The following is a 13,516-nucleotide window of genomic DNA, read 5'->3' as shown; positions in this document are numbered from 1 at the left end:
TCCCCGCTCACTTGCGAACGGTGGTGCGCTTGACGGAGACCTGCTCCTGCGCGACCTCGTCGGCGTCGAGCGGAGCCGCCTCGGCCTCGTTCACGACGCGGCTGCCGTCGGAGGCGATGAAGCCCTCCTTGAACTTGGCGGTCGCAGCGTGCAGAGCCTCGATCGACTCGTCGGACAGCGCCTTGCCGCCGGCGATCTGCTCGTAGACGCCTGCGGCGTTGCGGTGCAGATCCTCGAGCAGCTCGGCCTCGAAGCGGCGCACGTCCTCGACGGGAACGGAGTCGAAGACACCTTCACCGGCGAGGAAGATCGACACGATCTGGTCCTCGACCGCAATCGGCGAGTACTGGTCCTGCTTCAGCAGCTCGACGAGACGCTGGCCGCGCTCGAGCTGGGCCTTCGAGGCGGCGTCGAGGTCGGACGCGAAGGCGGCGAAGCCCTCGAGCTCACGGAACTGCGCGAGCTCCAGACGCAGCGAACCGGAGACCTTCTTCATGCCCTTGGTCTGGGCGGCACCACCGACTCGGGAGACCGAGATACCGACGTTGATGGCGGGGCGGACGCCCTTGTTGAACAGGTCGGACTCGAGGAAGACCTGGCCGTCGGTGATGGAGATGACGTTGGTCGGGATGTAGGCCGACACGTCGTTCGCCTTGGTCTCGATGATCGGCAGAGCGGTCAGCGAGCCGCCACCGAGCTCGTCGGAGAGCTTGGCGGAGCGCTCCAGCAGACGCGAGTGCAGGTAGAACACGTCGCCGGGGTATGCCTCGCGGCCCGGCGGACGACGCAGCAGCAGCGAGATGGCGCGGTAGGCCTCGGCCTGCTTGGTCAGGTCGTCGAACACGATCAGGACGTGCTTGCCCTGGTACATCCAGTGCTGGCCGAGGGCCGAGCCGGTGTAGGGGGCGAGCCACTTGAAGCCGGCGGAGTCGGAGGCCGGAGCCGCGACGATGGTGGTGTACTCCATCGCGCCGTGGTCCTCGAGGGCCTTCTTGACGCCCGCGATGGTCGAGCCCTTCTGACCGATCGCGACGTAGATGCAGCGGACCTGCTGCTTCGGGTCGCCGGTCTCCCAGTTGGCCTTCTGGTTCAGGATCGCGTCGATGCAGACCGCGGTCTTACCCGTCTTGCGGTCGCCGATCACGAGCTGGCGCTGACCGCGGCCGATCGGGGTCATCGCGTCGATGGCCTTGATGCCCGTCTGGAGGGGCTCCTCGACCGGCTGGCGCTGCAGCACGGTGGCGGCCTGCAGCTCGAGGGCGCGGGTCTCGTCGGCTTCGATGTCGCCGAGGCCGTCGATCGGCTGGCCGAGGGGGTTCACGACGCGGCCGAGGAAGTTGTCGCTCACCGGCACCGACAGAACGTCGCCGGTCCGCTTGACCTCCTGGCCCTCCTGGATGGTCTGGAAGTCGCCCAGGATAACGGCGCCGATCTCGGTGGCCTCGAGGTTGAGGGCCACGCCGAGAACGCCGCCCGGGAACTCCAGCAGCTCGTTGGCCATCGCCGACGGCAGACCGCTGATGTGCGCAATGCCGTCACTGGTGTCGACGACCACGCCGACCTCCTCGCGGGAGGCCTCCGGGGAGTAGCTCGCGGTGTAGTTGTCAATCGCGCTACGGATCTCGTCGGAGGAGATCGTCAGCTCCGCCATGTTCTTCCTGCTCTCGGTATCTGGTCTTCGAAAAGATCTATGTGTGTGTTCGGTAGTGGACTACGTGAGGCTCTTGCGCACTGCAGCGAGGCGACCCGCGGCACTACCGTCGATGACCTCGTCGCCCACCCGGACGACCAATCCACTGAGAAGCTCGGGATCGACCTCGACGTGCACCGTCACAGGCTTCCCGTAGACGCGCGACAGGGTCGCGGTGAGCCGCTCCTCCTGCTGCGCATTCAGAGGCGCCGCACTGCGGACGTGCGCGACGGCACGATCCCGCTGGGTGGCGGCGAGCGCCGACAGTTCGTCGAACGTCTCGGCCGGAGCCTGCTTCAACCGACCGACCGCGTGGACCGCCAGCGCCTCGGTGACTGCGGTCACCTTGCCGTACAGCAGACGGGTCAGCAGATCACGCTTGGCCGAAGCCGCGGTGCCGCGATCCGAGAGCGCCTGCTCGAGCTCGGGGTTTCCGGCCACGATACGGCCGAGACGGAACAGTTCGTCCTCGACGGTGTCGAGCTGATCCTGGTCCGCTGCCGCCTTCAGCAGCGCCTCGCGTCCGAGCTGGACGAGCGAGTCGGTCAGGTCGGCCTGCGCCGACCAGTCCTGGCTCACCGCTGCCTTCACGGTCGCGAGGGTCTGAGGCGAAACCTTGCCGCCGAAGACCTGCTCGGCGAGGGTCTCCCGAACAGCGGCCGGGGCCGAGGCGTCGGCCAGCGCGGTCCGAAGGGTGCGCTGAGAGTCGAGCGCCTCGACCACCGAGAACAGTTCGGAGCCTGCCTGAGCCGCAGCGGCAGTCGCGGCACCCGAGCCCAGGGCGGACTGCAACGCGGAACGCGTATGGACGAGTGCCTCACGGCTTGCTGCGTACATGGTGCTCACTTTCCGGATGCAGAGTCAGCGCTGAGGGAGTCGAGTTCGTCGAGGAACCGATCGATCGAGCCGGCACGCTTCACGTCGTCCGCCAGCGACTCACCGAGGATCTTCTCGGCGAGGTCGACAGCGCTACGTCCGAGATCGCTACGGAGCTCGGCCACGATCTGCTGGCGCTGGGCCTGCAGCTGGGAGTGGCCGGCAGCAACGATCCGGTCGCTCTCCTCCTGGGCCTGCGCCTTCATGTCGGCGATGATCTGCTGGCCCTGTGCACGGGCCTCTTCGCGGATCTGCGCCGCCTCGGTGCGGGCTTCGGCGAGCTGCGCCCGGTACTGCTCGAGCGCGGCCGCAGCCTCCGCCTGAGCTTCCTCTGCCTTCTTGATGCCGCCTTCGATCAGCTCCGAACGCTCGTCGAGCACCTTCTGGAACATCGGAAGCACGAACTTCCAGAAGACGAATCCGACGAGGATCAGGGCGACCAGCGACCAGACGATGTCGTATGTCGCGGGGAGGAGAGGATTCTGGTCCTCCGCCTCCGACGCGAGAATCAGGATGCTGTCAGCCATGGTGGTCGTCGAATCAGAAGATGAAGCCGGCGACGATGCCGATCAGCGCGAGGGCCTCGGTGAATGCGATACCGAGGAACATCGTGGTGCGCAGCTGGCCGGCCATCTCGGGCTGACGAGCCATGCCCTCGATCGCCTTACCGACGACGATGCCGATGCCGATGCCGGGGCCGATGGCGGCGAGGCCGTAGCCGATGGCGCCGGCGCCCGAGATCGTGGTCTCCTGGGCGAGGACGTCTGCTGCCTGAAGCGCAACGCTCATTGGTGTTCCATTCCCTTTCTTGTGGCTCGGCCCCGGGAGTCGGCAACCGAGTCAGTCCTTGTGTAGATGTAGGTCGTGCCGTTCGGGCGAGCTAGTGCTCTTCGGCGTGCAGGGCCAGGTCGATGTACACCGCGGTCAGCAGCGCGAAGATGTAGGCCTGCAGGACGATCACCAGAAGCTCGAAGAAGGTGAACGCGATCCCGCCGATGAGAGATCCGATGCCGAACACCTTCATGAAGCCGTCGGAATCGAAGAAGAAGAACTGGGTGGCGCTGAAGAACAGCACGAGCATGATGTGACCGGCCAGCATGTTGGCCATGAGACGGATGGTCAGCGTGAACGGCCGCAGGATGAAGGTCGAGACGAACTCGATCGGGATCACCAGGATGTGGAGAGCCGGCGGCAGGTTCGGAATGACGATGCTGCTCTTGACGTAGCGGAAGAAGCCGTACTTCTTGATGCCCACGTAGTTGAAGACGATGTAGGCGAGGGCCGCGAGCACGATCGGCATACCGATACGTGCGTTCGAGGAGATGTTGAGGAACGGAATGACCGACGTCAGGTTCAGACCGGCCACCAGGAAGAAGATGGTGGCGATCACCGGGAGGAACCGGCGGCCCTGTTCCTTACCGAGGATGTCCTCGGCGATCTGGATGCGAACGAAGTCGATCATGATCTCCGCGACGTTCTGCACGCCTCGCGGGATGAGCTTCGGACTCCGCAGCGCGAAGAAGAAGAACAGCGCGACGATCAGGGCGACGGCGACGCGGATGATCATCAGCCGGTCCAGCTCGAAGGGGGTGCCTTCGAACAGAACTGCCGGTGGGAAAAAATCAGCTAGTGACGGCGCGTGGAATTCTCCGGCTGCCAAGGTGGTGACGCTCAGCGCTCTCTCCCGTAGTCGGCCGCAGGCATGCCGTCTGCGGTTCGATCGGACATTGACGATCCAGAAGTCGACCAGGTCGGCTCGCGTATTCGCCAGTGGTCCGAACCGTGGATACGGTTCCGCTTCCTGCCGGTGTCGGCGACTCTCGTCGACTCGGCGGTCATTTGACCACGACCGCCTACGAAGTCACAACTGCGTGCGGGGTCGGGACCTTGTGCCTGCAGCGTTACTCTCGCAGGACTCACCCTACCAACTGCTCTACGACAGCGCGTAGGTGGGTTCCTACGTGGGGGGTTATCGACTTTCGGGGCTACTACCGTTCGTCGTTCTCGGCGCCGTCCGAGGACTGCGCGTCGATGTACAGGGCGCGTGTCGACAGCACCCCGTAGGTCTCCGCTCCCAGCACGATGACCAGGGCGAAAACGATGGTGAGGACGAGGGCGTTGCGGCTGTAGAAGTCCATCGAGTCGAGCGAGCCCATGACGACGATGGCCAGGATCAGTTTCAGCAGCCACGTACCGAGCAGAACCGCGCCGGCGGTCATCGCGGGCATCTTCGACGTGAGCAGCACACCGAGCGCGGTGAAGAGGATGAATCCGCCGCCGACCGCAGCACCGATCAGCGCTCCCCACAGTCCGGGGGTCCCGGCGACGATCACGGAGATCACCGACGACACCACGGCCAGGGCGATCAGGCCGAACACCCCGTATCGGACGGCTGTGCGCATCGGCGCCGTCGGATCGGGCATCGCGGGCAGCGGCTGGTCGTGCTCGGGGCGGTCCGGGTTCGTCACGGTATCCGAGCCTAACGGACCCACCGGAAACGCTTCCGCGACCTCGGCTCCTCGCTCTCCCGCTCGTCGTCCTGATGGCGCAGCGACGGCACGGCCGTCACCACGAGGGCGAACACCAGGCCACCGGCGAGGATGAGCACGACGGCACGGCGGTCGAGCAGGGACGATCCGACGGCGCCGAAGGCGAGGATGCCGACCCACAGGTACAGCAGCAGCACGACGCGACGGTGCGAGTGCCCGATCTGCAGCAACCGGTGGTGCAGGTGCATCTTGTCGGGGCTGAAGGGGCTCACGCCGGCGCGGGTCCGGCGGACGATCGCCAGCAGCAGGTCGAGGATCGGGATGAACATCACGGCGCCGACCAGGATCAGCGGCGAGAGCAGACCCAGCAGGTCGCGGGAACCGTAAGCGCTCAACGGGATGAGCCCCGAGGCGCTGGTCGAGATCGCGGCGAGCATCAGGCCGATGAGCATCGAGCCGGAGTCGCCCATGAAGATCTTCGCCGGCTGGAAGTTGTGCGGCAGGAAACCGAGGCAGGCTCCCGCGAGGGCGGCAGCCATGAGCGCCGGCGGATAGGCGGAGACGTCGCCACCCTGGTCGAGCAGCAGGCCGACGGAGAACGCGCAGATCGCGAGGGCGGCGATCAGGCCGAGACCGGCGGCGAGACCGTCGAGACCGTCGACGAAGTTCATCGCGTTGATCATCACCGCGGCGACACCGACGGTGATCAGACCGCCCTGCAGCTGGTCGAGCACGAGGGTGGAGGCGCTGAACGGGTCGTACACGACGATCCAGCTCACGCCCATGACGACGAGCACGCCCGCCGCGGTGACCTGGCCGACGAACTTGGTGAGCGCGTCGAGTCCCCAGCGGTCGTCGACGATGCCCACGACCACGATGACCGACGCCGCGACGAGCGCGGCCCCCATGTCGGGTGTGTATTCGAATCCCCTGGTCAGAGCGGGTAGTTGTTGCGCGAAGAGGATGCCCGCGACGAGGCCGATGTACATGCCGACGCCACCCATCCTGGGTGTCGGCTTCACGTGCACGTCGCGGTCGCGTGGCACGGCGACGGCACCGAACTTCACCGCGACGATCCGCACCACTCCCGTCGCCAGGAAGGTCACGACCGCGGAGGTCAGCAGAACGAGAAGCAGTTCCCTGATCGGCACACCGGCGCCGCGTCCGGATTGGGCCAGCAGTACGGCGGTGGTGTCGGCTGCAGTCACGTGCTCCGTTCCTCCGCCGCTACTCCACGCCGGAACGCAGGCGTTCGGGGTCGTCGCCGAGGACCTCTGCGATCTCCTCCGCCGAGACGGCACCTTCGCGGAGGATGCGCGGCCGGTCACCGGTGAGGTCGACGATCGTCGAGGCGACACCGTGGTCGGCAGGCCCGCCGTCCAGGTAGACGCTCACCGATGCGCCGAGCTGGTCGCGGGCCTCGGTGACGTTCGTGGCGGGTGGCTGCCCGGAGACGTTGGCGCTCGACACGGCGAGCGGCCCGACCTCGCGGAGCAGTTCGAGGATGACCGGATGCAGCGGCATGCGCAGCATGACCGTGCCGCGGGTGTCCCCCAGGTCCCAGGCCAGCGACGGCGCCTGGTGCACCACCACGCTCAGGCCGCCCGGCCAGAAGGCGCGGATCAGTTCCCGCGCCTCGGGGCGCACGGAGGTGACGAGGCCGTCGATGGTGGTCCAGGAGCCCACGAGCACCGGGACCGGCATGTCGCGGCCGCGGCCCTTCGCCTTCAGCAGCGCGTCCACGGCCGACGAGTCGAATGCATCGGCGGCGATGCCGTACACCGTGTCGGTGGGGACGACGACGAGCCGTCCGGCCTTGAGCGCGCCGCGCGCCGCGTTCAGGCCGGCGGCGCGCGAAGCTTGCTGGTTGCAGTCGTACACGGTGCTCACGCACTCATCCTTCCACTCCGGCCGGTGTGATCGACGACGGCCCCCGTCTCGACGGAATCGGTGTCCGCCGGGTCACGAGTACCGATCGCAGACCGTACCTACTTGCGGCGGTTCGCCTCCACCTCGGTGGGAACGCGGTGGGCGGTGACGAAACGCAACTTGCCGGCCAGGTCGGGGTGCTGCACGACGTCGCCGAACACGCGGCGCTGTTCGAACAGTTCCGCCACGAGCATGCCGTTGGTGTCGTCGTGCTCGACGGCGACCGCTCCCCCGATACGCAGCCAGCGTGCGATGTTGGTGACCATCGGCCGGATGACGGAGAGCCCGTCGGGTCCGCCGAACAGTGCCGAGTGCGGGTCGTGCTCGATGACCTCGGGTTCGAGTTCGGCGCCCTCGGGGATGTAGGGCGGGTTCGCGACGATCACGTCGACGGTGCCCTCGAGCTTGGTGAGCAGGGTCCGGTCGGTCACATCGCCCTGGTGCAGGTGGATCGGGGTGTCCCCCTCGGCGGCCCGGGCCTCGGCGTTGCGGCGCGCCCAGGCGAGTGCCTTCGCTTCGAGTTCGACGGCGTGGACGACGGCGTCGGGACGGGCGTGCGCGATCGCGAGGGCCAGCGCACCGGACCCCGTGCACAGGTCCAGGACCACCGGGTTGGGGCGGCCGTGCCGCTCGAGGAAGGCCAGCGCCCACGCCAGGATCAGTTCGGTCTCGGGGCGGGGCACGAACACACCGGGCCCGACGGCGAGGTCGATCTCCCCCATCGGCGAGGTGCCGGTGATGTACTGCAGCGGGATCCGCTCGGCACGCTGCGCGACCATCGCACGGTAGGCGTCGATCGTCGCGGGATCGACGAGCGGGACGAGGCCGAGCCTGCCCCGGTCGACTCCGAGGAGGTGGGCGGCGAGCAGCTCGGCGTCGACTCGCGGGCTCGCCACACCCGCTTCTTCGAGTACGGATGCCGCTTCGAGAATGGCCAGGCGCAGAGGTTGACGGCTCACGCGTACAGCCTGCCACGGCGTCGAAGGCCCCCCGAGCCGAGGTCGATCCCCCACAAAGCACCCGGAACGGACCATCCGCGTGATCTGCACGTACCGGACGTTCCGTGTGAAGCGCGATTGAACCGCTCCTGCGAGGGCAATCCGGGAAGACCGATACCCCACGGTCGGTTTCGTCGACAGAAAGGGATTGCTCATGAAGACACGAACCGTTCGCAGTATCACCGTCCTCGCGGCCGCGGGCGCCACCGCGTTCGCGGCGCCCGCCCTCGCGAGCGCCGAACCCATCGACATCCAGCCCACCCCCATCGGCTGTCCCGCCGGGATCGGGTCCGCGGACACCGAGACACTCACCCAGGAGAACGATCTGGAGGTGGGGGAGATCGAGTTCGAGATCGAGGACGAGGGCGCCGGACTGGGGCAGGTGAACTGGCTCAACCTGCAGACGATGACCTCGGGTGCCGCTGTGCTGCCCGACACGGACCCGGAGGCGGACGACCTCGAGGAGCCCGCCGTGGTGCTCCGGACCGGCGAAGGTCTCGTGGTGAGCGTCGTATGGGGCGATCACCGCAACAGCGACGGCGAGACCTGCTTCCTGCTGCCGGGCGTGGATATCACCCAGGTACCGGGGGTCGCGATCGCTCCCGCGCCGACCGTGACCTAGTCGGAACCGTCACACGGTCCGGCTCGTGGCCGGTTACTCCGCGGCGAGCCGGGCCTCGCGGTCGGCGGCACCGAGCGCGTCGAGCAGAGCGTCGAGTTCACCGTCGAGCACCGCGTCGAGGTTGTGGGCCTTGAACCCGATGCGGTGATCGGTGATGCGGTTCTCCGGGAAGTTGTAGGTGCGGATGCGCTCGGAGCGGTCGACAGTGCGCACCTGGCTGGCCCGCTCGGCCGAGGCCTCGGCATCCGCGGCCTCCTCGGCGGCGGCCTGCAGGCGCGCAGCGAGGACCTGCATGGCGCGGGCCTTGTTCTGCAGCTGCGACCGCTCGTTCTGGCAGGTCACCACGATGCCGGTGGGCAGGTGGGTGATGCGGACGGCGGAGTCGGTGGTGTTGACGCCCTGACCACCCTTGCCCGACGACCGGTACACGTCGATGCGCAGGTCTCCCTCGTCGATCTGCACTTCCTCGACCTCGTCGGGTTCGGGGTAGACGTAGACACCGGCGGCGGAGGTGTGGATGCGGCCCTGCGATTCGGTGACGGGCACGCGCTGTACGCGGTGGACACCGCCCTCGAACTTCAGCCGCGACCACACGCCGTCGCGCACATCGGTCTTCGCCTTGATCGAGAGGGTGACGTCCTTGTAGCCGCCCAGATCGGAGTAGTTGGCGTCGAGCACCTCGACGCGCCAGCCGGCACGCTCGGCGTAGCGGGTGTACATGCGGGCGAGATCCGCGGCGAACAGCGCGGATTCCTCGCCGCCCTCCCCCGACTTGACCTCGAGCACGACGTCCTCGCTGTCGTGCGGGTCGCGGGGGGCGAGCAGATCGGTGAGCGTGAGGTCGAGCTCGGCGACCTTCTCCTCGAGATCGGTGACCTCGGAGGCGAACGACGAGTCGTCGGCGGCGAGTTCGCGCGCGGCCTCGAGGTCCTCCCGGGCCTGCTTCAGCGCGTTGTAGGTCGACATGACGGGAGCGAGCTCGGCGAAGCGTTTGCCGACCCTGCGTGCCGCGGCCGGATCGTCGTGCAGCGACGGATCGGACAGTTGCTGTTCCAGACCCGCGTACTCGGCCAGGATGTCGTCGATGGCCGACGGCTTGGTCTGCCCCGCCATGGGTGTGCTCCGCTCTCGTTGGTTCCTGTGGGTGCCGGGATGCGTGCGCCTCGGGTACCCGCGGGGACACCCCTGCACGCGAAAATGCCGACGCCCGGCCTGCACGAGGGCAGAACCGGGCGTCGGCGTGGCAGCTAGCTGTCGGCAGCGGCCTTCTTCGGCGTGCGCTTGCCGTAGCGAGCCTCGAAGCGTGCGACACGTCCACCGGTGTCGAGGATCTTCTGCTTGCCGGTGTAGAACGGGTGGCAGTTGGAGCAGACTTCGACGGTGATCCGTCCCGACTCCTTCGTGCTACGCGTCTCGAACGTGTTGCCGCAACCGCAGACGACGGTCGTCGGCACGTAGTTGGGGTGGATTCCTGACTTCATGGTGTCCCTTTCATGGCCGCCGGGTCGCCTTCGCGGATCGATGACGTGAACCGGAGCCGGACTGAGCCTGTCGATTATGCCAAACGAAGGGCCCCGGGAAGAAATTCCCCGGGGCACCGACGTCAGTCCTCGAGTGCCCCCGGTGCGGTCTTGGCGACCTGCATGAGGAACTCGATGTTCGTCTTGCTCTTCTTGAGCCGATCGATGAGCAGATCGATCGCCTGCTGCGAGTCGAGACCGGACAGCACCCGGCGGAGCTTGTGCACCACCGCGAACTCGTCGGGGCTCATGAGCAGCTCGTCCTTGCGGGTACCGGACGGGTTCACGTCGACCGCCGGGAACACCCGGCGCTCGGCGATCTTCCGGTCGAGCTTGAGCTCGGCGTTACCGGTGCCCTTGAACTCCTCGAAGATGACGGTGTCGCCGGTCGAACCCGTCTCGACCATCGCGGTGGCGATGATCGTGAGCGAGCCGCCGTTCTCGATGTTGCGGGCGGCGCCGAGGAACCGCTTGGGCGGGTACAGCGCGGTCGAGTCGACACCACCGGACAGGATGCGGCCGGAGGCCGGCGACGAGTTGTTGTACGCGCGGCCGAGACGGGTGATCGAGTCGAGCAGCACGACGACGTCCTGGCCCATCTCGACGAGACGCTTCGCCCGCTCGATGGCGAGCTCGGCGACCGAGGTGTGGTCCGACGGCGGCCGGTCGAAGGTGGAGGCGATGACCTCGCCCTTCACCGAACGCTGCATGTCGGTGACCTCTTCGGGGCGCTCGTCGACGAGCACGACCATCAGGTAGCACTCGGGGTTGTTGACGGCGATCGCGTTGGCGATGTCCTGCAGGACGGTGGTCTTACCGGCCTTCGGCGGCGACACGATCAGCGCGCGCTGGCCCTTGCCGATCGGCATGACCAGGTCGATCACACGCGTGGTGAGGATGTTCGGCTGCGTCTCGAGGCGCAGGCGCTGGTTCGGGTACAGCGGGGTGAGCTTGTTGAACTCGGGCCGGCGCTTGGCCGACTCGACGTCGCGGCCGTTGACGGTGTCGAGGCGCACCAGCGGGTTGAACTTCTGGCGCTGGTTGCCCTGCTCGCCCTCGCGGGGCACCCGCACGGCGCCGGTGATGGCGTCGCCGCGGCGCAGACCGTTCTTGCGCACCATGTTCATCGACACGTACACGTCGTTCGGGCCGGCGAGGTAGCCGGAGGTGCGGACGAACGCGTAGTTGTCGAGCACGTCGAGGATGCCGGCGACCGGCTGCAGGACGTCGTCCTCGCGGATCTCGGGTTCGCGCGAGTCCGAACCGCTCTCGCCGCGGTCGCGTCCGCGGCGACGCTCGCGGAAGCGACGGCCCCGGCGACCGCGGCCGCCTTCCTCGTCGTCTCCGCCACGGTTGTCCTGGCCGCCCCGGGGGCCCTGGCCGCCGTCACGCTCGCCACCGTCCTGGCCGCGCTCGTTCTGGTTGCGGTCACCCTGGTTGCGGTCGCCCTGATTGCGGTCGCGGCGGGACTGGCCGCCCTCACCCGCGTTGCGCTCCTGGCCCTTGTCGCGGTCCTGACGGGCCTCACCCGCGGACTCGGTGGTCTCGGCCTGCTGGCCTTGCTCGCCCTGGTCGGCGTTCCGACGACCGCGGCGGCCGCGGCCGCGGCGGCCACCCTCGGACTCGTTCTCACCGGAGGGCTGCTCGGCGGGCGCATCCGACGAACCGTTCTCGACGACGGCGGGATTCGCCTCGGCGGAAGCGGCCTCGGGGGCGGCGGCCTCGGCGTTCCGGGCACGGCGACCACGAGCGGGACGCGCGGCCGGCTCCTCGTCGTTCTTCGTGGGTGCAGCCGTCTCGGCGGCTGCGGGCTGCGCGGCAGGCGCGGCATCGGAGCCGCCTCCCTGCCGTTCCTTGATCGCAGCGATGAGATCGCCCTTGCGCATCCCGGAGGTGCCCTTGATGCCGAGTTCGGCGGCGAGGGCACGCAACTCGGCCAGCACCATGCCCGACAGGCCGGTGCCGCGCCGGCCACGGGTGGTCCGGGTACCGGCAGCCTCGGGAATGTCGAGAGCAGGTGTAGCGATCAGGTCCGTATCTGTCACGGAGATCCTTCCTTCCCTCGCTCGCTCCATGCGCAGTCGAGGGTTCGTCCCGCAGATCAGTTCGTGCACTGAGCTGGGATTTGCCGTACGAGTTCAGGGAAAACGAACGGTCGGCACGTCCGCCACCACACCGATATCCGGTAGGTGCGGTCTAGTCCCTCTCCCGGATCCGGGAGCAGGTGAGGATCGATCCAGGATCGACGCCCCAATGGAGCTGGAGTGAGTGCCCTGGAGAATCCGGCGACTGATACGCACGACGTGCGGACACCCCACAGAATAGCGACGATCGGTACGTAGAGCAAGAACGTGCGCGCCGATACGGTGGTGTGTCGTCCACCACCGTATCGCGCGTCACCACTGCATTCGAGGGCCGAGCCGGACTCAGTCGACCTGGACGCCCTCGGCGACCTCGAGGTCGTGCACCCGGAGGCCGTCGGCCTCGGCGGCGGCCCGCAGATTGTCGGGCAGCGTGGAGGTCGTCAGGGCCAGCACGGTCGGGCCGGCCCCGGACACCACGGCGGCGATACCCGCCTGGCGCAGGGTCGCCACCCACTTGGTGGTGAGCGGCAGCGCGGAGGCCCGCTGCGACTGGTGCAGCAGGTCCTGGGTGGCCGGCATCAGCAGCTCGGGACGCTCGGTGAGCGCCACGACGGCGAGCGCCGCCCGGCTGACGTTGAACGCGGCGTCGCGGTGCGGGACGAGTTCGGGCAGCAGACCCCGGGTGTGGGCCGTGGACGACCGCACGGACGGGACCAGGGCGTAGACCTTGATGTCGGAGTGCACCGGCAGCGACACCGCACGGTAGGTCCGCTGCTCGGAGTCGACCTCCGACTCGGTCCACGACACGACCGCTCCCCCGAGCACGCTCGCCGCGGCGTTGTCGGGATGTCCCTCGAACTCGGAGGCGAGCTGCACGAGCTGCGCGTCGTCGAGGACCCGCTCAGGCGCGACCTTACGGACGAGACCGTTGGCGGCGGCGAGACCGCCCACCGCCGCCGAAGCCGACGACCCGAGTCCACGGGAGTGCGGAATCACGTTGTGGCACACCACGTCCAGGCCGTCCGCCCAGACACCGGCCGCCTCGAGACCGCGCTCGACGGCCCGGACGACCAGGTGTGAGGGCCCCCACGGCACCTCCTGGGCGCCTTCCCCCTCGACACGCACGTCGAGACCCGAAGCGGTTGTGGTGACGGTGATCTCGTCGTACAGCCCGACAGCGAGGCCCAGGCAGTCGAAACCGGGGCCGAGGTTCGCGCTCGAGGCGGGAACCCGCGCCGTCACCGAGAGCCCGACGGGCAACGTCTGCGTCATGTCCTGTTTCCCAACGGAGGAAGGCGTGCCGGTCAA

At 68.1% G+C, this 13,516-nt stretch carries 14 protein-coding genes; 1 reads left to right on the top strand and 13 read right to left on the bottom strand.

Annotated features, from left to right (window positions below; all coding sequences use genetic code 11):
* Positions 1–7: 7 nt before the first annotated feature.
* From atpA to prmC, 9 genes are all read right to left on the bottom strand, one after another.
* Positions 8–1,651 (bottom strand): F0F1 ATP synthase subunit alpha, encoded by a 1,644-nt coding sequence (gene atpA / locus OED52_RS07395; protein ID WP_264154008.1) that lies wholly within the window; start codon positions 1,649–1,651, stop codon positions 8–10.
* A gap of 60 nt (positions 1,652–1,711) precedes the next feature.
* Positions 1,712–2,527 carry a F0F1 ATP synthase subunit delta gene (locus OED52_RS07390; protein ID WP_264154007.1) on the bottom strand — a complete coding sequence of 272 codons (816 nt, stop codon included), beginning with the start codon at positions 2,525–2,527 and terminating at the stop codon, positions 1,712–1,714.
* A 5-nt stretch (positions 2,528–2,532) separates the two neighbouring features.
* Positions 2,533–3,093: a F0F1 ATP synthase subunit B gene (locus OED52_RS07385; protein ID WP_264154006.1), complete on the bottom strand. Its 561-nt coding sequence runs from the start codon at positions 3,091–3,093 to the stop codon at positions 2,533–2,535.
* A gap of 13 nt (positions 3,094–3,106) precedes the next feature.
* Positions 3,107–3,355, bottom strand: coding sequence for an ATP synthase F0 subunit C (locus OED52_RS07380; RefSeq protein ID WP_006552591.1), 249 nt, complete (start codon positions 3,353–3,355; stop codon positions 3,107–3,109).
* Between the two features lie 91 nt (positions 3,356–3,446).
* Positions 3,447–4,145, bottom strand: a complete 699-nt coding sequence (gene atpB, locus OED52_RS07375) for a F0F1 ATP synthase subunit A (protein WP_264154612.1) — start codon at positions 4,143–4,145, stop codon at positions 3,447–3,449.
* A 409-nt stretch (positions 4,146–4,554) separates the two neighbouring features.
* Positions 4,555–5,034 (bottom strand): hypothetical protein, encoded by a 480-nt coding sequence (locus OED52_RS07370; RefSeq protein ID WP_264154005.1) that lies wholly within the window; start codon positions 5,032–5,034, stop codon positions 4,555–4,557.
* Between the two features lie 11 nt (positions 5,035–5,045).
* Complete coding sequence (locus OED52_RS07365) at positions 5,046–6,263, bottom strand: glycosyltransferase family 4 protein (protein WP_264154004.1); 1,218 nt, start codon at positions 6,261–6,263, stop codon at positions 5,046–5,048.
* A gap of 19 nt (positions 6,264–6,282) precedes the next feature.
* Positions 6,283–6,945: an L-threonylcarbamoyladenylate synthase gene (locus OED52_RS07360; protein ID WP_264154003.1), complete on the bottom strand. Its 663-nt coding sequence runs from the start codon at positions 6,943–6,945 to the stop codon at positions 6,283–6,285.
* Between the two features lie 98 nt (positions 6,946–7,043).
* Positions 7,044–7,943 (bottom strand): peptide chain release factor N(5)-glutamine methyltransferase, encoded by a 900-nt coding sequence (prmC, locus tag OED52_RS07355; protein WP_264154002.1) that lies wholly within the window; start codon positions 7,941–7,943, stop codon positions 7,044–7,046.
* Between the two features lie 193 nt (positions 7,944–8,136).
* On the opposite strand from prmC, the gene OED52_RS07350 reads away from it, so the two are divergent.
* On the top strand, positions 8,137–8,604 hold the full coding sequence (locus OED52_RS07350) for a hypothetical protein (RefSeq protein WP_264154001.1): 468 nt from the start codon (positions 8,137–8,139) through the stop codon (positions 8,602–8,604).
* A 33-nt stretch (positions 8,605–8,637) separates the two neighbouring features.
* On the opposite strand, the gene prfA is transcribed toward OED52_RS07350, so the two are convergent.
* The 4 genes from prfA to thrB form a co-directional block, all read right to left on the bottom strand.
* The gene (gene prfA, locus OED52_RS07345) at positions 8,638–9,717 is read right to left on the bottom strand and encodes a peptide chain release factor 1 (RefSeq protein ID WP_264154000.1); all 1,080 of its coding nucleotides are present in this window, start codon (positions 9,715–9,717) and stop codon (positions 8,638–8,640) included.
* A 134-nt stretch (positions 9,718–9,851) separates the two neighbouring features.
* Positions 9,852–10,085, bottom strand: a complete 234-nt coding sequence (rpmE, locus tag OED52_RS07340) for a 50S ribosomal protein L31 (protein WP_264153999.1) — start codon at positions 10,083–10,085, stop codon at positions 9,852–9,854.
* A 122-nt stretch (positions 10,086–10,207) separates the two neighbouring features.
* Positions 10,208–12,169: a transcription termination factor Rho gene (gene rho, locus OED52_RS07335; protein WP_413247727.1), complete on the bottom strand. Its 1,962-nt coding sequence runs from the start codon at positions 12,167–12,169 to the stop codon at positions 10,208–10,210.
* Between the two features lie 381 nt (positions 12,170–12,550).
* Positions 12,551–13,480, bottom strand: a complete 930-nt coding sequence (gene thrB, locus OED52_RS07330; RefSeq protein WP_264153998.1) for a homoserine kinase — start codon at positions 13,478–13,480, stop codon at positions 12,551–12,553.
* Positions 13,481–13,516 lie beyond the last annotated feature (36 nt).

Source organism: Rhodococcus sp. Z13, from assembly GCF_025837095.1.
Taxonomy (GTDB): domain Bacteria; phylum Actinomycetota; class Actinomycetes; order Mycobacteriales; family Mycobacteriaceae; genus Rhodococcus; species Rhodococcus sacchari.
The sequence above is the reverse complement of the archived record's forward strand: the minus strand, read 5'-3'. Positions and strand labels throughout refer to the sequence as shown.